We start from the raw sequence: 19749 nt of genomic DNA on the forward strand, positions 1-19749 counted from the left end.
AACCTCGATAAAAGTAATAGTATTGTTTATAGAAATGAGCATGCGAGATATAGTTAGTATCTCGTGTTTATTTCTACAAAATTGAAAGCGTTGTCATATTGTGGTAAAAGTAAAATCGATTCATTAAGGAAAGGAGATTTTATGGAAGACAATCATGTTACGGCTACGGAAACCAGTATGTACATGGAGGCTGCGAAGAAGAAAAAGAAAAGAAGAACGACACAATGGACATGGTATATTTTCTTAATTCCTAGTTTTTTAGGGATTTTGCTGTTTATGGTTTATCCAGTTATCGAATCATTTAGATTAAGTTTTTTTAAATCAAATGGGACAATAGAAAGCTTTACTGGTTTAGATAATTTCCGCACAGTCTTAACATCAGGACCATTTTGGAATGCTGTATGGAACACTTTTTTTATCGGAATATTTCAAGTCCTAATCACCATTCCCTTAGGCTTCATTTTTGCTACCTTAATTAACTCTGTTGGAAAGGGAAAGAATTTCTTTAAAGTCATCTACTTCTTGCCCAATGTTACTTCAATTGTTGCTGCGGCCATGATCTTTCAATTTGTTTTACATCCAGAAATGGGAATTGTTAATTTTGCGTTAGACTCTATGGGACTGCCGACTCCAGGGTGGTTTTCTGAACCTAGTACTTCTAAATGGGGCGTTATACTGCTAGCTGTTTGGCATTGGATTGGCTTTGTTATCATTATATGTCTTGCTAATCTTCAAGCAATTCCATCAGAAATGTATGAAGCTGCAAAAATTGATGGAGCAAGTGGGGTGCAGCAGTGGCTATTCATTACGATTCCTAATATGACGGGGACATTTGCATTCTTATTAATAACGGGCTGGATTGGAGCTCTGCAACGTTTTAATGAGGTGTATGTAATCGGTGGACCAAATGGAAGCCCTGCTCGTTCCATTCAAACAATGGGAGCCTTTATTTACGAGCGTGGGTTTACCGGTTTTGAATTCGGGATCGCCTCAGCTGCCACATATATTATGTTCATTATTATTTTAATTTTTACGTTTATCAACTTAAAAATATCGAAAATGAAAATCTAATTTAATGGGGAGGGAGACGATGAAAAATACAATCTCCATGAAAAAGCTGGAAAGAATGACATCCATTATAAAGTATATTGTTCTGTTCGTGTTTGGCATTGTTTTGATGGCGCCATTTGTTTGGATGATCAGCGTAGGGTTTGATCGAACAGCTAATATTGTTATGCCTTTTCCACCGAGGCTAATACCAGAAGCTATTTCATCCTTCAATTATGGGATCGTTTTTGAGAATGGAAGACTTATCCAGGCATATGTTAATTCCGCTATTGTAACTGTAAGTTCTGTCTTTTTAAGTGTATCTGCTTCTTTATTAGCGGGGTATGCATTCTCGAAAGGGAAATTCAAAGGAAAAAGAGTCTTGTTTATCATTGTCCTTTGTACATTAATGATCCCAATGGAACCACGGTTAATCCCTTTATATACTTTTTTTAATCAACTTGGCTTATTAAATACTTTTTGGCCCTTAATTCTTCCATCTGTTATTAGTGGAATGCTTATTTTTCTATGTAAACAGTTTTTCGATCAACTGCCAGATACATTAAGAGAAGCGGCACAAATTGACGGGGCGGGAGAATTTAAAATTTTCTTTCGTGTCTACTTGCCGCTGGCAGGTCCGATAGCAGCAACAATGGTCATTTTATCGTTCATTTGGAGCTGGAATGATTTTATGTGGCCATTAGTTGTTATTAATGATTTGAATTTGCAGACGATTCCGCTTTATTTAGCGAGTTTCTCGCTGGAAAATGGGTCTAGTCTCGGCGGGTTAACGATGGCTCTAGCAACAGTAAGTGTATTACCAATTGTCATTGTGTATTTATTTTTACAAAAATATATTATCCAGAGTATTGCCTTAAGTGGTGTCAAAGGGGAATAGAAGATTCAAAAAAATGGGGGTTGGAAAATGAAAAAGAGGTTATTTTCTAAGACGGCAGCATTTGCTTTGGCATGGATGATGGTAATAAGTGCTGTGCTTGCTGGGTGTAGTTCTAAATCAGGAGGTTCCTCAGGCTCCGATAAGGATGGAGAATGGGCGGGACAGCAAATAACTGTTATGATGATTGGTGATTTTGCGATGGAAGACAAGACAGATCCGATTACGGGTGATTCAGTCAAAGGGGTAAAAGTGCTGAAAGAAGAATTTGAAAAGCAACATCCTGGTGCTACTGTGAAATTTGTTCTGATGCCTTGGGAAGGATACACGGAGAAAACCCAAGCAATGATTACGTCGGGGGAAGCAGATGTGTATCAAATGCCAGGTGTTGCTGATTTTGCTCCACAAGGTGTGTTAGAACCATTGCAGCCATGGATTGATAAAGATCCAGAATTTGATTTAGATATTTTTATCGATAATCAAGTAGAAGGTTGGAAAGCTTTAGGTCCAGATAGTAAGGAGTTAGATATTTTCGGGCTTCCATTTTTAGGAGATGCACGTTTTATCAGCTATGATAAACAGTTATTTGATGAATGGGGAGTAGAATATTTGTCTGAGTATCCAACAATGGAGGAAGTCGCGGAAAAGGCGAAACAAATGACTGGGAAAAATCCGAAAACAGGGGAGCAAAACTATGGGATTTGGTTCCGGGGTGACTGGTCATCAGCCTTCACTTTAGTCGATCTGGCGGAAGGACAAAACGGACAGTGGGGAACTGGATTTGCCTGGGATGAGGTTGAATTTACTTTTAATTCAAAAGAAATGCTGAATGGCTTAAATTGGCTACTAGATATGCAAAATTATGCTCCTAAGGGCATTGTGAGTAACCAAGGCAATGAAAAATGGTTAACAAAAGAAAATAATATTGCGATTATGCTAAACCAGGGACCTGGCGATACGGTAAAATCAGCCTATGCCCAAGGACTTGGGGATCGAATTGCCATTTCGCAAGAGTTCAAGAATGATGATGGGCAAGGCGGATTATTTGCAGGAAGTCCAATCACTATTGCCAAAGACAGCAAGAACAAAGAATTAGCTTGGGAGTGGCTTAAATTTGCCACAAGTGATTTTGTTCAAAAATATGTCTATGAAGAACTTGGTTTAGTACCATCTGTGAAATCAGCAACAGAATGGGATAGTGTGAAAGATCAACCTTTGATGCTCCCTGTGTTTGAAGCAATGTCTACTCCAATGACACCAAGATATCCTTGGGGCTCTTCACAGCCACGCTATATTCTAACATCTGAAATTGAAGCCGCTTTAACAGGAAAAAGAAGTGCAGAAGATGCGCTGGAAAAAGCGCAAAAGGAAAGTACGGAGTGGGTCAAGAACCGCTAGAAGATAGACGCTAATTTGCAGGAATGAGGCAGATGGGATACTAGAAACTAAAAAAAAGAAAAAAAGTGTATCCAGTCTGCCTGTTTTTTATAAAAGGAGGAGCATGTCTAATGTTAAAAATAGCTGTGATTGGTCTCGGCGATATATCAAGTATTCACCTCTCTGCTATTCAAGCAAACCCAACAGCTGAGTTAGTAGCAGTAAGTGATATCGATGAAACACGAAGGGAGAGTGTGCAGGGGGTAAATTTTTATACAGATTACCAAGAAATGCTGGAGAAGGAAACGTTAGATTGTGTACACATTTGTTTACCACATTATCTTCATTATCCAGTGACAAAAGCTTGTGTGGATAAAGGTGTTCATGTCTTGCAAGAAAAGCCACTGGCTTTACACACAGAAGAAGGTCTTGAACTACTAAAACTAGAAGAGGACAACAAACAAGTGAAAATCGCTATTTGTTTTCAAAATCGCTTGAATGAAACGGTTGAAAGACTACGGCAGATTATCGCAGAAAATAAGTATGGAAAAATTGTAGGGATCAAAGGGATCGTCACTTGGGCAAGGTCAAAATCCTATTATGACAATAAGCCGTGGCGCGGGAAATTAGACTTAGCAGGTGGGGGAGTCATGATTAATCAAGCGATTCACACTTTAGATTTAATGCAGCTTTTGGGAGGGGAAATAGCGACAATAAGAGGAACTGTTGACCAACTTCTTGATTATGGCATTGAAACAGAAGATACGGCAGCAGCCAGAATAATTTTCAAAAATGGGATTAACGGGTTCTTTTTTGCTACAAACGCGAATGGAAATAACTCAAGTGTAGAGCTTCAAATCGTCTGCGAAAATCAAAAGTTGACCATTAAGGACAATATGTTAACGATTCTAGATGAAAATGGCAAAAAGATAGTGATAGAAGAAGATACTAAGCTTTATGGCTCTAAGTTCTATTATGGAGCAAGTCATAAAAAACTGATCGATGGCTTTTATGCTTCTATTTTAGAGAATAGACAGGACTATATACATGTCAAAGATGCCTTGCCTTCCTTACAAATGATTGATGCGATCATCCAATCATCCAAGCTGAGGAGGGAAATCAGAATCGATGAAGTCCTTGTTTCCAATCGATGTTTAGGAGATATGTAGTCTTTAGGAGATTATATTTACTTAAGAATGATACCTTCTTTATTTTTGTGCACGATTGAGCAAATCGTCTGCGTTAAGACATTGAAAAAGCAATAGGGGTAAAATAATTGCCAATAATGAACAAGATTAGCTGATGCGTTTCTCATTTTAGCGATTAAGATAGAGGTATCGACTTTTTATTTTACAAAAAAAGGAGCGAGTTCGATGCATAATCAGTTTGCTGCCCAATTGTTTACAGTAAGAGAAGAATTAAAGAGAGGAATTACCCCTGTATTTAAAGAGTTGAAAGAGATGGGGTGGGACGGGGTTCAGCTATCTGCATTACCTGCTGGCTATGATCCGCATGAAGTAGCAAAGTCCTTACAGGAAAATAATCTAGGCACAGCTGGAATACATATCCCGCTTGATCGGTTAGAAAACGATTTAGACCAAGTAGTGGAGGAAGTAAAGCTATATAACACAAAAGACATTGTCTGCCCATTTTTACCAGAGGATGTAAGAAATCAAGACGGGTATGAGCGGGTAAAGGCGGTTTTGAATGAAGTGGCGGAAAAGGCACCAGAATTTCGCATCAGCTATCATAATCATGCCTTTGAATTTGATACAGACATGGATGGGAAATCAGCGCTGGAATATTTATTGGAGCCTACTTCCGATAATAAGATCTTTGCAGAAATTGATGTTTTTTGGGTGAAAAAGGCTGGAAAAGATCCGCTGCAATTTCTTAAACCCTATGCAAATAGAATGCCAATCATTCATTTAAAAGATATGACAAATGATGAAAGACAAACTTTTGCAGAGGTTGGTACAGGGCTGATCGACTTTCCCCCTATTTTAAATTGGTGTAAAAAAGCTGGAGTCGAGTGGTATGCAGTCGAACAAGATATTTGTCCAGGAGATCCGCTGGATAGTCTCCGAATAAGTTTAGAAAATCTTAAACGTTTAACAAGACTTTTGCAGTAAAGCTTTAGAAATGAAAAAGCGAGGTTAGGAAGGAGACGGAGAAGATTGGCTAAAGTCAAAATAGGCATTATCGGTATTGGTAATATGGGAAGTTCGCACGCCATGTATTTAAATAATGGTGAAATTGCGGGAGCGGAATTAGTTGCTGTATGTGACAGCAATCCAGAAAGATTGAAATGGGCAAAGGAAACATTAGGAGAGCATATTCAGCAATTCGATCATGTTGACCGCTTTTTTGAATATGCGGATATGGATGGAGTTATTATTGCAACGCCTCATTATGATCATCCGCCATTGGCAATTCAATCACTAGAACAAGGGTTTCATGTTTTAGTTGAAAAGCCTGTAGGTGTATATACAAAAAAAGTAAGGGAATTAAACGAGGCTGCAAGCAAAAGCGATAAGGTATTTGGGATTATGTTTAATCAGCGAACCAATCCCTTATATCAAAAGCTGAGAGAGCTTGTGCAAAGTGGCGAAGTGGGAGAAATTAAACGAACAAACTGGATTATCACCGATTGGTATCGTTCACAAAGTTATTATGATTCAGGTGGCTGGAGAGCGACATGGGCGGGGGAAGGAGGCGGAGTTCTTCTAAATCAAGATCCGCATCAGCTGGATTTATGGCAATGGACAAGTGGATTAATGCCTAAACGAGTCCGCGCATTTTGTGGATTTGGGAAGTTTCATGATATTGAAGTAGAAGATGATGTGACCGCATATGTGGAATATGAGAATGGAGCAACAGGCGTCTTTGTAACATCTACAGGTGATTCTCCTGGCACGAATCGCTATGAAATATCGGGTGATCGCGGAAAAGTAGTGATAGAGGATGGAAAGTTAACCTTCTGGCGACTAAGACAATCGGAAAGGGAATTCAATAAAGAATATAAAGGGGGGTTCGGCGAACCGGAATGCTGGAAAATTGATATTCCTATTAAAGGAGAAGCTACACAGCATAAGGGGATCACAGCAAATTGGGTAAATGCTATCCGCAATGGGACAGAGCTGCTTGGACCTGGTGTAGAAGGCATAAAGGGATTGGAAATCTCGAATGCCATGCATTTATCGGCATGGATCGATGATTGGGTTGAACTCCCTATTAACGAAGATCTTTTTTATGCTAAATTACAAGAAAGAATAAAGACATCTACTTTTAAAAAGAACAAGCATGCATCGATTACATTAGATGTGAAAGGTTCTCATTAAAGACAGGGGCAGATTAGTCTGTCCTTTTTTTCAAGAATAAGAAAAATGTGGGAGGTACAGAAGATGAAATTAGCTTTTACTACTCTTGGATGTCCTCATTGGAATTTAGAAACAATTATCCAACATGCAGTGGAAAATGGCTATTCAGGCGTTGATTTTCGTGGGCTGCTAGGAGAACTTGATCTATATAAGCTTCGTGAATTTTCAGCAAATGTAAAAGAAACGGTACGTCTCTTTAAGGAAGCTTCTTTAGAAATTCCGTGTTTTTCCAGTTCAGTCAAATTGGTAACTCAATCGCAAGAAGAATATGAGAAGTATGTAGAGGAATTAAGAGAGTACACATTGCTCTGTAAGGAATTCAACACTCCATATATTCGTGTATTTGGTGGGGCAATCGGAAAGTGGAAGAGAGAAGAAGCAATGGAAATCGCTGAGAAAAATATCCATGATTATTTGGCGATTGTAGAGGATATCAATGTCAAACTTCTCCTAGAAACACATGATGATTGGACAGATAGCAGATATGTGAAAGAGCTGGTTCAGCGAGTTTCCTCTGATTATTTGCAAGTATTATGGGATATCCATCATCCCTTTCGAACAATTGGCGAAAAGCCTGATGTTACTTGGGAGAATCTTGGGGAATGGGTTGCCTACACCCATTGGAAGGATTCTTATCTAAAAAAGGAAGCAGAAAGAGGCTATCAGCTTTGTCTTTTAGGAGATGGGGATATACCATTACAAGACATATACACTTTATTAAAAAGGAACGGGTATGATGGCTACTATACATTTGAATGGGAAAAAAAGTGGTATCCTGAATTGGAGGAGCCGGAAATAGCCTTTAAGCAGTTTAGTAAGTATATGAAAAATATTCTTGTGTAGGGGGGAAATCCTATGAGGTTCGGATGCTGCGCTGCTATTGATCAGGCAGAGGCATTGGATAAAGCGGGGTATGATTTTATCGAATGTACGGTTATTTCCTTAATGCCAGAAGAAAAGGAAGAGGTATTTAAAACAATATTAGAAAAATATCAAGCTTCGCCTTTACCTATTGAAGCTTTTAATATTCTTTTGCCAAGTGACTTAAAAATAGTGGGCGATAAGGTAGATAATCAGCGAGTGAAAGATTATTTAAAATCTGCATTAGAGCGTGTTTGCCGAATAGGTGCGGATACAATTGTATTTGGTAGTGGTGGTGCAAGAAGTTTTCCGAAAGGACTGTCGAAAGAAAAGGGCAGAGAACAAATGGCAGCCTTTTTATCGACAGTATCGGATATGGCGGACCAATTAAGCTTAACGATTGTAATAGAACCGCTCAACAAAAAAGAATCGAATATTATTAATAGTATTTCAGAAGCTGTTGCATGGTCAAAGGAATTTAATCAAAAATCGTTAAAAACATTGGCTGATTTCTATCATATGGAAGAAGAAAAGGAACCACTTACGAATCTCTATGAATATAAAGATTTTATCCAACATATCCATGTTGCTGATACGAATAGGCTGGCTCCTGGTACAGGAATGTATCCCTATCCTGAGTTTGTGCGAAACATTCATAAAGCAAACTATGATGGCAGAATCTCCATTGAATGTAATTGGAGGAATTTTGCAGAAGAAATTGGACCAGCACTTGATTTCTTAAAAAAGCAGTTTTCTTGTCATTAAATGAGTCTTTAAATTTTTTTAGTACCTTTTTATTTTTGGTTACAGATAAAAATGGTTTGTAACAATCCTTCCTAAAATTTCCTGAAATTAGATGTTATTTGCTAACTAACTCGATTGGTTAATACTTCCACCATGTTGTAAATCCCTTTTTTAGTAAGCTATCAACCTAGCAATCTTTCGTTTACCACTTTTTGGACGATGAATCGAAATATTACATCTGCTAGCCTAATAGAAGACATCAGAAATAACGACTACTAGGAGGTAAGATTTTTGAAAAAATTAATAGTAGCCGCTGGATTAGTGCTATCTATTTCAGCATTTATGTTAATCGATAAAGCAGATGCAGCAACGAATCGAACGATTCAATCTGGGGATACTTATTGGAAAGTGGCCAAGGGCTTTGGGATTCCAATCGGTGATTTAATGAAGGCAAATAATAGCAAAGCCTTAATTACAGGTCAAAATATTATTCTACCAAATGCCACTGTTTCACCAGCCGATAAAGATTTAATGGCGAGATTAGTTCGCGCTGAGGCTGTTGGTGAACCATATGCAGGAAAAGTTGCAGTAGCAGTGGTTGTTTTGAATAGAGTAAAAAGTAATCAATTTCCGAATACTATTCGTGATGTCATCTATGAAAAATCGAATGGATATTATGCTTTTACCCCTGTTCAAAATGGGGAAATTAATAAGGCAGCTGATGCGGAGTCAAAAAGAGCCGTTAATGAAGCAATTGCATTAGATGGAAAAGGAAATGGTTCTCTGTATTTCTTTAATCCAAAAACAGCTACAAGTGACTGGGTTTTCTCACGAGAAGCAACGGTTACTATTGGAAACCATCGTTTTGCTAGATAAATAGTAAATATTTCCTTTTAAAAAACAAAATAACTAAAAGAGCTATCTAAAATCCATACTCTCGGTTTTTAGACTAGCTCTTTTTTAATTCTAAATTTCTTTATGGTTGATGTATATTAGCTCTTTTTAAGTATTAGTATTTAATTTATACTAAATTATTGTTTTATTGGTTAATGGTACCAGATCCTTTAACTCTACTACCATATCCTGTATTATCCGATTTGTTAATATTGATAGTATAGCTACCTTTACTAACTTTTCCAAATGATTTTGTATAACTGTACCCATCAGCTGGCATACTTACAGAATAGTCTGTTAGCAAACTTTTATATAAACTTACTCTATAATTTGATTTATTTGACTGCACATTACCAGCTGAATTATATGTATTAGCTTTGGCTGTTGTTTTTGTAGTTTTGTTAGATAATGAATATTTTTTAGTTCCTTCAAGACTATAACCGACATCAAAGGAATATGAACTACTGTATGCGCTTGCTACTGCTGGGAAAGATAAACCTAGTATTAAAGCTCCTGATAAAACTAATTTACTTTTTTTCTTTTCCATTGTAAATTCCTCCAATTAATAATAGTTTTCTATAAATATAGTAAAGGATAATATTGGAAATTTTAAGATGTGAATTGGGATTTTTTTGCCAATTTATTAGATTTATTTTAGTATATTTATAGAAAATATTGGAGGTGAACTTTATGGTGGGAATTTTAAAAGTAGTTAATATGACAAAGAAATATTCAGATGATAGGGAAATTATCAAAATAAAGAATTTTACTGTAGAAAAGGGAACCATTCATGTCATCGAAGGAAAAAGTGGTTCTGGGAAATCGACTTTTTTAAGTATTATAGGTGGATTGGAATTTCCCACAAATGGAAAGGTTTATTATAATAATGAATCATTTTATGATTTGCCCGAGCAAAGACAAGCTGAAATAAGGGGGCATAAATTTGGCTTTGTATTTCAATCCTTTCATTTAATACCAGAATTGACAGTTCGAGAGAATATTGAACTTCCATTGAAACTATTAAAAAAAAGGGAGAAACAATTGAAATATAGTATTGATGAGCTTTCGCAAGAATTAGGAATTCACTTTTATTTAAACAAGCTTCCAACTTTTCTATCAGGTGGGGAGCAGCAAAGAGTGGCTATTGCCAGGGCTTTAATAACTGAACCAGATATATTATTTGCGGATGAACCAACAGGTAATTTAGATCAAATTACAACTAAAAGTATTACTAGCTTATTAACTAAATTTAATAAGGAAAGAGAACTTTCTTTAATTATAGTCACACATGAGAAGAATTTAATTCAAGTTCCTCACTTTTTATATTCCATGAAAAACGGTGTATTAGAGGAGATGAGTTAAGTGTTTACGTTAGGATTTAAATTTCTATGTTCTAGAAGAAAGTGGACTATATTGATAGTCCTTGCATTGTGTCTCATTATTTCTTCTGTTCTCTCTATATTTACAGCATCTGAGGCTATTAGAGCTGCCCTAATGGAAAAATCTTATTTGCAATACGGGAAAAATAGTGGAGTTCTGGTTGGTATTGAAAAGTCTAAATCTGAAATAAATAAGGAAGTAAAAAATATAGGCGAATTCCAATTGATTGATTGGATTCCTTTAGAGAATTCCAATTCCGCTACAATTGGATGGATGGATAAGGGAGCTGTAGACTTATCGAAAATTAAAGTAATGGAGGGACGTTTGCCAATTGGAAAAAATGAAGTAGCCATTGAATCCGCATACTTAAAATTATTTAATAGTAGCTGGGCTATTGGAGACATGATAACACTAGATGGTGAAGAAAAGCAATGGAAAGTAAAAATTGTTGGGATTATTTCCAATTATTCCTCGAAAAGGTATATACCTTTTCAATTTCAAAAAGAATTAGCTTTCCCCAATATTTTTATTAGCGAGCAATATAAAGACAAGTCTAGTAAAAGGAATTATCTAATTAACTATGAAGACGGCAAAAACACTACTCTCAAAAAAACAGAAAATTTACTAGCTGAGTATGATGATAAGGGTTTTGTAAATGAAAAGCTATTTTTGGAAGGCCTAAGAGATTATGATACTATTCGTAATATTTCAATCTTTTATCAAACGGTTATTCTTTTCATTTCGATATTTTCTATAAGCAGTTTATTTGCTTATTTTAATAAATCGCAACGGAGAAAAATTGGGGTATTAAAGGCACTTGGAATAAAAAGAATGCAGCTGTATTTTTTTTACTTTTCTCAAACATTTATTCTTTTCTTTTCTGGTTTGATTTTAGCAGTCCCCCTAAATTATGTTTTTAAATTCCTAATAATAAATAAGAGTTTTAAAGAAGGTATAAGTACATATCAAAATCAGACTTATACTTTTAGTATATGTTGGATTCTCTTTCTTTTTTTCATGGTTTTATTTCTATCTTTTTGGGAGATATTTCGTTCTAGAAATCTATCTATAAAAATGTTAATTAATGGAGTAGAAAAAATACCGATTGTGAATATACTAATTAATAAAAATATAAAAAGATTTGAGATAAAACAGTTAACAAGACAATTATTTTTGTTTCCTAAACAATTTATTTTAACTGTAGCAATGATAAGTTTGTCTATACTTATTTTATTGTTTTCTGTCATTTTTCAAAAAGAGACGGAAGGTATATGGGATATAGATGAATATTATTATTTAAATTCCCAGGAGGTTTACGGATTTGACACGCAAGATAATCTGCCTATCCTTTTAAGGAAGGGGTTAACTTTTTCAGAACAACAAGTTACGAATCTAAAGATTCTGCCGGGTGTTCAATATGTTGAGAAGAATCCTTTTATGGTAGATGTAATTCCATTAATCACATCACAGCAAAAAACAAAAGATATTACTCAATGGTTGGATAATCAGGGAGAAATAATCACTTATAATCAAAAATGGATTGTGCCAAATGTTAAATATGAAATTATTGATAAAGAGGAATTTTCACAACTTTTCCCAGAGGATGATTATAAAGCATTTCGAGGCAAAATCATGATCTTTGTTCCTAATAAGGATGGTAGAAAAGATGCAAATTTAAATAATCTGAAAGGAGAAACAATCGAATTCATTAAACAGGAAAAGCATGAAGGGAAATTGCAGAAAATAAAAGAACAGTTCGAAGTATATAGTGTTAACAATGAAACATATGTAAAACAAATTAATAACAAAAACAAAATAAGTTATGATGGTTTTACTATTATTTTTGATAAAGATACAATGCAGAATTCTAAACTCTTCAACGGTTATATGGAACTCGGAATATTTCTTGATACTAATATTACAGAAAATGAATTAAAGAAGATTGATGATTATGTTAATCAGATGATTGCTACTGTACCTGGTAGTTTGTTACAGAACATACCAGAATTTATCCAAAATGATACAAAGATAACTTCGTTGTTAGGTTTCCTTGCAAAATTTTCTTTCATAATTACTTTTCTTCTTACAGTTACTAGTATGTTTATAATCGTATTTAGTAAATACCAACTCCAAAAAAAGGAGTGGGGGATTTATCTGTCTTTAGGAATGTCAAAAAGAAAATTATATTATTTTCTGACATCAGAAATGGTAGTTTATTGTTTAATTGCTGCTTTAATGAGTTTTATTATTATATTTTTGTATTTAATGGGCGCAGTTTTAACCTTTCCTCTCTCTTACTATTTATATTATTATCTTCTCGTTATTATATATATGTCGCTTCTATTAATAGTTGGAAGTTTTATTATTTATAAAATAGTCATAAATCAAACAGTGTATAATATGTTAAGGGAAGTAGAATAAGTAAATTTTTAGTTGCTTTTAATCAGTCCATACAATTATAAACAAAAATCTAGTCGTATATTATAATAAGAGAATGTAGACAGAATCTGTATTTTAGTGGAAAGAGGGGGGAAGAGTGAATAAGAATTTATGGGCTGGATTTATTCTGGGGATTGCAGTGACCATTGGCATCGGATTAGCAATTATCTTTATTGGGGATTATTCTGTTCAAAAGGAAACGAAAACAGGATCTCAATCAATTACAGAAGAGGGGAATAGTAAAGAGGAAAAGTCTAGCAAAATAGACGGAAATAACGAGAGTGAAGGAATATCCTACAGTATCGAACCATATGCTTTGCTATTAAAAAAGGAGGATGGATCTATAGAATCATTTAATCATGATAGTGCATCAAGCGAAATGAAGCCTGTTGATTATTCACCTACTCGAAAAAAAGTTTTGTTAACTCCACAATATGGGTGGGAGGCAGGTGGAGCGCTCTATGTTTATTCGAAAGAAGATGGATTAAAAGAAATAATCAATGTGAACGCTACCTCTGGTGAACAAGAATATCCAAGTGGAGCTGTTTGGCTAGATGAGCGATATATACTTTATATGAATAGTAATTTGTATGGAACGATTCCTAGTGGAGAATTAAAAATCTATGATACGGAAACTAAACGGCAGCTGCCACTTGACCTATTTAAAGGTGATGCGGCAACGCACCTTGCTCGATTAACTAGTATGGGAAAAACGTATATAGTTATTGGAGGAATACAGTTCACAGATGATATGCTAAACGATACGAAAGCATTTGTGGAGCAGCATGATTTAGAAGAAATTCTTAAATTGGCAGAATGATAGATAGTTTGAATTGAAAGACCACGAAGGGGTTATAGAAAATCTATAACCCCAACATATCAACCTTATAAACTAATCAATAAGCCCTTCTTCTTTCAAAAATTCGACCGCAACATCTTCATATTGCTCTTTATCAATATCTACTTTTGCATTTAATTCTTGCATTTTTTCATTATCAATTTTTCCGACAAGCATGCTTAATACTTCTTCTAATTCTGGATATTTCTCTAATGTTTCCGCTCTAATTACTGGTGTTGCATAGTATGGTGGGAAGAAGTTTTGATCATCTTCTAGAACTTGTAAATCAAATGCTGGGATACGGCCGTCTGTTGAAAAGGCGTCAATAACATCGACATCACCGTTTTTAATCGCACTGTACATAATACCAGAGTCCATTGCTTGCGTATTTTTAAATTGTATTCCATAGGTATCGATAAGACCTGGATAGCCATCTTCTCTTTCTAAGAATTCCGGTTCAGATCCTAAGGTTAGGTCCGGTGCGATCTTTTTTAAGTCTGAAATAGTCTTTATTTGGTACTTTTCCGCATCTTCTTTGCGCATGGTTAATGTGTATGTGTTGTTAAATCCAAATGGCTCTAGCCAAACTAAATTATAGTCTTCTTTAAATCTTTTTTTCACTATTTCATAGGCTTCGTCAGGATCACTAACCATATCTTCCTTTAAGATACTTAATAATCCAGTACCTGTATATTCCATATACATATCATAATTTCCGGTATTAACCCCCTCAAAGGCTGGGGCGGTTCCGCCAAGAAAAGATTCATAATTTACTTTTAAGTCTGTGTGCTCTTCAATGAGATGCCCCATGATGTAAACCATAATTTCTTGTTCTGTGAAATTTTTTCCAGTAATAGTGATGCTATCCTTTCCGCTTTTTCCATTGCTGAAATTGGCAATGACAGTCGAAAGTGGAAGGAGTACGATTAAACCTGCAACAATCCAGATTCGTATTTTGCTTTTTTTCACTTTTTTATTTTGAAGACCTTGAGGGGTCACATCTGTTTCTAATAGTTTTAATAAGTAATCAAATATAATCGCCAAAAGGGCAGATGGGATGGCTCCAGCAAGGATAAGGCCAGTATTATAGGTTTGTAAACCACGGAAGATCAAATCTCCCAGTCCGCCTGCGCCGATTAATCCAGCGATTGTTGCCACCCCGATTATTAATACTGTTGCAGTCCGAATTCCTCCCATAATAACGCTTAAGGATAGTGGCAATTCAACCATCCTTAACACTTGGCGATTGGTCATACCCATCCCTACGCCAGCTTCGATTGCAGATTTTTCTACTCCAACAATTCCTAGATATGTATTGCGCAAAATAGGTAATAGACCATAAACAGTTAAAGCAATAATGGCTGGAAGTTTCCCAGTACCGATGAAGGGTACTAGAAATACTAGTAATGCCAAACTTGGTATGGTTTGAAATACGCCGGCTACTCCAATGATGGAGTCTGCGATTTTCCTGTGGCGAGTTAAATAGATTCCTAGTGGAACGGAAATCACGATTGCAATGGCGATAGAGATAAGAGAAAGATACATATGCTCTAAAATTAAATTCCATATTGTCGGCCAACGGTTGATGAAGACATCTATTGTGTCTGTGATTATATTAGGAATGGCTCATCCCTCCTTTTTATTCTCCAATTTGGTCAGCAATATATTCCACAAGACCTGCACGGTTGACAATACCAATAATTTTAGAATGCTGGTCAATTACTGGAATAAAGCCATATTGGGATTCACTAACAAGTTGAAAAGCTTTTTCCGTTGTTTCTTCAAGATGAAGCGTTTTTATATTCGTATCCATTATATCTTTCAAGGTTAATTCTTCTTCTCTATATCGTTTTTGTACCTCCCACACATTCGCTATTCCGAGAAAGGTATTAGATTTGTCGACGACCACTAGACTATCCACACGCTTTCTTCTCATTAATTTCAATGATTCTGCAAGACCGCGAGACTCACCGGCTGTTACAGGAGGGACCATTAATTTTGCTAATTTAGGTAAAGAAATATTTTCTTGCAAACGATCTTCTCCAATAAAATTGCGGACAAATTCATTTGCTGGGTGACGTAATATATTTTCTGGCCGATCTAATTGCACAATTTCTCCGTCTTGCATAATACAAATTCGATCCGCTATTTTAAGAGCTTCATCCATATCATGTGTAACAAAGACAATTGTTTTTTTGATATCCTGCTGCAAGCGGACTAATTCATCTTGCAATTGTTCGCGGCTGAGAGGATCCAAGGCACTAAACGGTTCATCCATCAAAATTATTTTCGGATCTGCCGCAAGTGCTCTAATAACCCCGATTCTTTGCTGCTGTCCACCGCTTAATTCAGAAGGGTAACGATCACCAAATGTATCAGGATCTAACCCGACCATTTTCATTAAATCATTAATTTTGTCTACATATTGTTCTTTTTTCCATTTTTGGAGTCTAGGAACGAGCGATACGTTTTCTTTAATCGTCATATGGGGTAATAAACCTATTTGCTGAATGACGTAGCCAATAGTTCTGCGGAGTTTTACAGGATCCTCTGTGGAAATATCCTTTCCTTCGATTGTAATGGAACCACTAGATGGTTCTATAAGTCGATTGATCATTCTCATCGTAGTTGTCTTGCCAGAACCACTTGGACCAATTAGAACAAGTAATTCTCCTTCCTTTACCTCGAATGTAATATTCTTCAGCGCTTTAAATCCATCTTGAAACGTTTTGGTTACTTCTTTAAAATGAATCAATTTCTACGAACACCTCCAGACCTTTCTTTAAAACTAATTACCCGTTTTTGCTAACTAACTAACCGCCTTTTTTAAACTATTTATGAAAGACATTTACTATTATATCATTATTTTTAGAAAAATAAGACCAAAAAGGAATATTTAAGGGAATTATAATTAGAATTTTCAATGAAAAGATAAAGGAGAATAATAATGTAATTATATTTTGGAGAATCCTAGAACGAATTATCTGACTAGCTATTTGTTACCAAATATGTATTTATAAGAAATATTTAATACGGACAGGGGTTATCCTAACACAAGTAAATAACTATTGGATAAGCCCTAATTCTATTCTCTATAAAAAATTAACCGTATTCTTTCTAAATTGTTTAGGAGTAATTCCGGTATACTTTTTAAATACTTTCGTGAAATAGCTTTGATCGGTAAAATGTAAAAGGGCATGAATATCAGATAAGGAATGTTCTGCAAAAGTCATCAGTTTTTTTGCTTCCTCAATTTTCATTTGCTGTATGTATTCACTAATAGGAATTCCCACTTCTTTTTTAAATAAGTTGGATAGGTATTTGGGGCTGATAGATAAATGCTCTGCAATGGACTGTAAGGTTAATGGTTCATAGATATGCTTGTAAATATAGTTTCTGCACTGAAAAATCGGTCGCGAATAATTTTCCCTATTTGTTTTAGCTACTTTATCTGCAAATTCATACAAGATATTTTCTGTGAAGAAATGAATGTCCTTTATATCTTGTAATTCCTCTAAGTCTTGAATGTAGCGGTCTCCTAAAGAATAGGCGATTTCAGGATGAAGACCGCCTGTAATGGCCGCACGGGTTGCAAGGGTAATGGTTGCAATAGTTAAATTTTTTTGATTTCTTACTTCATTTTTTTTAGAAAGTTTTCCAAAATGAAAGGAAGTATTTTCTTTAAAGGCTTTCCAATATGCAAGCAGATGTTCTTTTTGTCCATCTATAATAAATTGATAGAGTTTTTTCTCAGCGATAGGATCATGGTGAAAGGAGGAATTTTGGTGTGTTTCTAATATGTATTTATTTGCAGTCTTGTCATCGGTTAAATGATTGGGCGATTGCATTTTTGGAATGATAATGTCTTTGTCATAAATCTTGTTATTGTATAAAAAATAGATAAGTTTGCAGATTTGTCCTAATTTCGCATTGCTTATGACGGGAAGAGAATAATAATAGTCGCTTAAGGCTTCTTCCAAACCTTTTTTCCGATAGGCAGTAATCAAGTTATCTATCAGCAGTCTACTTGGTCGTTTAGATAAAACGGGGCCTAAAATAATGGTACCTAAGTTGGCAATCGGAATGATGGATACGTTTTCAAAAAAAGGTGTACCTATTATGGCGGGAGACAGAGAATTCTTTCCATTTCTAGGAATGACCTGTCTATAAAAGGATTGTTTAGAAGGATAAAGAGGATTAATTAGTTCGTTCGCTGTTTTTTCTGCCATTATAGTTCCTTCATTATTAAGTAAAGTAATAGAGATATTTAATATATCTGTCATTAAATTACATATATACTCCAAATTCTTCATATTTAGACGATTTCCCACTAGATTCTCCTCCATTAAATTGAATGTTGTCAAAATTTAGAGAGTGATAAGGTAGTTGAAATACCAAAATAATAGAAATTATACCATAACCATCTTTGATAACAGTATATACTTGGACTACTCAGGTAAGCGTTTTCTATTCATTTTGTTTTCTTTTTAGATTTATAGAAAGCAGAAAAAATCTCTTTTAAAAGGAGTGGAACTTTATGAGGAAAATCTATGGTTTTGTTTTATTATTTCTATTTATGATTGTGTTAGGGGCATGTAGCAATAGCTCCTCAACGAGTACAGAAGATCTAACCATTCCAGATAATCCAGAGGATATAAAAGGGGATGTCACCGTCTGGGCCTGGGCATTAGAAGCAAATTATTTAGAAAAGGATGTACTTCCTGCTTTTAATAAGAAATATCCTAATGTAAACGTGAAGGTTGAGCATATTGGTGTTGATCAAGTATACCAAAAGGTTAGTGCGGGTCTTTCATCAGGGGGAAGCGGATTACCAGATGTAGTACAGGTAGAAAATAATCGTATTCATTCATTTACAGATGATTTTCCTGATGCATTTACGAATTTAAGTTCACTTGGCTTTGACAAACATGAAAATGAATTTTCTAAGTCGAAAATAGATGGGTTAAAGGATAAGGATGGAAATATTATTGCAGCACCAAGAGATTTAGGACCAGTGGGTGTTATCTATCGGACAGATATTTTTGAGGAGGCAGGAGTTGACCCAGCGACTATCAAAACATGGGATGACTATATCAAAGCGGGGAAAAAGGTTGTTGAACATACGGGGAAGGCATTTCTAGGAACAGATGGAGATGGATTGCTTAGAATTATGCTGCAGCAGCAAGGAAGCTATTATTTTACAGAGGATAATAAATTAGATCTTACTTCAGACGCAGCCAAAAAGGCCATTGATATTTTGCAAAAAATGAAGGATGCAGAATTAATTATCTACACAAATAACTGGGATGGGCAAGTAGCAGCAATGAAAAATGGAGAGGTCGCAACACAGCCTGGTGCTGTCTGGTGGAGTGGAACGATGATTGAACAAATGCCTGAGCTGTCAGGTAAATGGGGCATGTTCCAACTGCCTGCTTTTGAAGAAGGGGGAGGGAGAGCTTCTAATGATGGAGGATCTGCCTTAGCGATTCCAAGTAAATCGGATAATAAAGTAGCAGCATATGTGTTTGCTGAATTTGCATCAACAGATGTAGAATCACAAATTAAGGCACTTACGAATAGAGGATTATTCCCAGCGTTATTAGCAGCATATGAAGAGCCGGTTTTCAGTGAAGAACAAGAATATTTTAATAATCAAACATTCTTTAAAGATTTTGCTGATACAGTAACAGATATTCCCTCTGTTAATCACAGCAGTGCAGAGCTAGAACTCAGATCCATTATGACAAGTCAAATGGAAGCGTTTTTACTTGAGGATAAACCAGCAGCACAAATATTGGAGGATGGAAAGAAACAAGCTGAGCAGCAAACTGGATTGGAATCGAGCAAATAAAAACCATTTTTGCTAAAGGATTAGAGGCTGACTTTGAGAATAG

The 19749-nt window shown here is 35.6% G+C and carries 17 protein-coding genes; 13 read left to right on the top strand and 4 right to left on the bottom strand.

Features of this window, described 5'->3' with window-relative positions:
* The first annotated feature begins 141 nt into the window (after nucleotides 1-141).
* The 9 genes from NX902_RS07910 (at nucleotide 142) to NX902_RS07950 (ending at nucleotide 9180) form a co-directional block, all read left to right on the top strand.
* On the top strand, nucleotides 142-1071 hold the full coding sequence (locus NX902_RS07910) for a carbohydrate ABC transporter permease (protein ID WP_217279861.1): 930 nt from the start codon (nucleotides 142-144) through the stop codon (nucleotides 1069-1071).
* A gap of 19 nt (nucleotides 1072-1090) precedes the next feature.
* Nucleotides 1091-1945 carry a carbohydrate ABC transporter permease gene (locus NX902_RS07915; protein ID WP_163186699.1) on the top strand — a complete coding sequence of 285 codons (855 nt, stop codon included), beginning with the start codon at nucleotides 1091-1093 and terminating at the stop codon, nucleotides 1943-1945.
* Between the two features lie 27 nt (nucleotides 1946-1972).
* Nucleotides 1973-3340: an extracellular solute-binding protein gene (locus tag NX902_RS07920; RefSeq protein ID WP_163186697.1), complete on the top strand. Its 1368-nt coding sequence runs from the start codon at nucleotides 1973-1975 to the stop codon at nucleotides 3338-3340.
* Nucleotides 3341-3450: 110 nt separating this feature from the next.
* A complete protein-coding gene (locus tag NX902_RS07925) occupies nucleotides 3451-4488 on the top strand; it encodes a Gfo/Idh/MocA family protein (protein ID WP_123257341.1) in 1038 nt (345 codons plus the stop codon).
* Nucleotides 4489-4692: 204 nt separating this feature from the next.
* Nucleotides 4693-5451, top strand: a complete 759-nt coding sequence (locus NX902_RS07930) for a TIM barrel protein (protein ID WP_163186693.1) — start codon at nucleotides 4693-4695, stop codon at nucleotides 5449-5451.
* Between the two features lie 45 nt (nucleotides 5452-5496).
* On the top strand, nucleotides 5497-6660 hold the full coding sequence (locus NX902_RS07935; RefSeq protein ID WP_095332293.1) for a Gfo/Idh/MocA family protein: 1164 nt from the start codon (nucleotides 5497-5499) through the stop codon (nucleotides 6658-6660).
* A gap of 63 nt (nucleotides 6661-6723) precedes the next feature.
* Nucleotides 6724-7542: a sugar phosphate isomerase/epimerase family protein gene (locus NX902_RS07940; protein ID WP_172860187.1), complete on the top strand. Its 819-nt coding sequence runs from the start codon at nucleotides 6724-6726 to the stop codon at nucleotides 7540-7542.
* 12 nt (nucleotides 7543-7554) lie between these two features.
* On the top strand, nucleotides 7555-8325 hold the full coding sequence (locus tag NX902_RS07945; RefSeq protein WP_095332297.1) for a sugar phosphate isomerase/epimerase family protein: 771 nt from the start codon (nucleotides 7555-7557) through the stop codon (nucleotides 8323-8325).
* Nucleotides 8326-8646: 321 nt separating this feature from the next.
* Nucleotides 8647-9180, top strand: coding sequence for a cell wall hydrolase (locus NX902_RS07950; protein ID WP_047941620.1), 534 nt, complete (start codon nucleotides 8647-8649; stop codon nucleotides 9178-9180).
* A gap of 163 nt (nucleotides 9181-9343) precedes the next feature.
* On the opposite strand, the gene NX902_RS07955 is transcribed toward NX902_RS07950, so the two are convergent.
* A complete protein-coding gene (locus NX902_RS07955; protein ID WP_341160679.1) occupies nucleotides 9344-9745 on the bottom strand; it encodes a hypothetical protein in 402 nt (133 codons plus the stop codon).
* A gap of 143 nt (nucleotides 9746-9888) precedes the next feature.
* Here NX902_RS07955 and NX902_RS07960 point away from each other — a divergent pair, with 143 nt between their 5' ends.
* From NX902_RS07960 to NX902_RS07970, 3 genes are all read left to right on the top strand, one after another.
* The gene (locus NX902_RS07960; RefSeq protein ID WP_163186689.1) at nucleotides 9889-10560 is read left to right on the top strand and encodes an ATP-binding cassette domain-containing protein; all 672 of its coding nucleotides are present in this window, start codon (nucleotides 9889-9891) and stop codon (nucleotides 10558-10560) included.
* Nucleotides 10561-12999 carry an FtsX-like permease family protein gene (locus NX902_RS07965; protein ID WP_163186687.1) on the top strand — a complete coding sequence of 813 codons (2439 nt, stop codon included), beginning with the start codon at nucleotides 10561-10563 and terminating at the stop codon, nucleotides 12997-12999.
* Between the two features lie 115 nt (nucleotides 13000-13114).
* Nucleotides 13115-13837, top strand: a complete 723-nt coding sequence (locus tag NX902_RS07970; protein WP_163186685.1) for a hypothetical protein — start codon at nucleotides 13115-13117, stop codon at nucleotides 13835-13837.
* 72 nt (nucleotides 13838-13909) lie between these two features.
* Here NX902_RS07970 and NX902_RS07975 read toward each other — a convergent pair whose 3' ends face one another.
* From NX902_RS07975 to NX902_RS07985, 3 genes are all read right to left on the bottom strand, one after another.
* The gene (locus NX902_RS07975) at nucleotides 13910-15400 is read right to left on the bottom strand and encodes a glycine betaine ABC transporter substrate-binding protein (RefSeq protein WP_217279798.1); all 1491 of its coding nucleotides are present in this window, start codon (nucleotides 15398-15400) and stop codon (nucleotides 13910-13912) included.
* A 94-nt stretch (nucleotides 15401-15494) separates the two neighbouring features.
* Nucleotides 15495-16610 carry an ABC transporter ATP-binding protein gene (locus tag NX902_RS07980; protein ID WP_095332303.1) on the bottom strand — a complete coding sequence of 372 codons (1116 nt, stop codon included), beginning with the start codon at nucleotides 16608-16610 and terminating at the stop codon, nucleotides 15495-15497.
* Nucleotides 16611-16947: 337 nt separating this feature from the next.
* The gene (locus NX902_RS07985) at nucleotides 16948-18186 is read right to left on the bottom strand and encodes a helix-turn-helix domain-containing protein (protein ID WP_163186681.1); all 1239 of its coding nucleotides are present in this window, start codon (nucleotides 18184-18186) and stop codon (nucleotides 16948-16950) included.
* A gap of 206 nt (nucleotides 18187-18392) precedes the next feature.
* Here NX902_RS07985 and NX902_RS07990 point away from each other — a divergent pair, with 206 nt between their 5' ends.
* Nucleotides 18393-19706 carry an ABC transporter substrate-binding protein gene (locus NX902_RS07990; RefSeq protein ID WP_095332307.1) on the top strand — a complete coding sequence of 438 codons (1314 nt, stop codon included), beginning with the start codon at nucleotides 18393-18395 and terminating at the stop codon, nucleotides 19704-19706.
* The last annotated feature ends 43 nt before the right edge of the window (nucleotides 19707-19749 follow it).

The sequence above is a fragment of the Niallia sp. FSL W8-0954 genome, assembly GCF_038005605.1.
Classification (GTDB): domain Bacteria; phylum Bacillota; class Bacilli; order Bacillales; family Cytobacillaceae; genus Niallia; species Niallia circulans_A.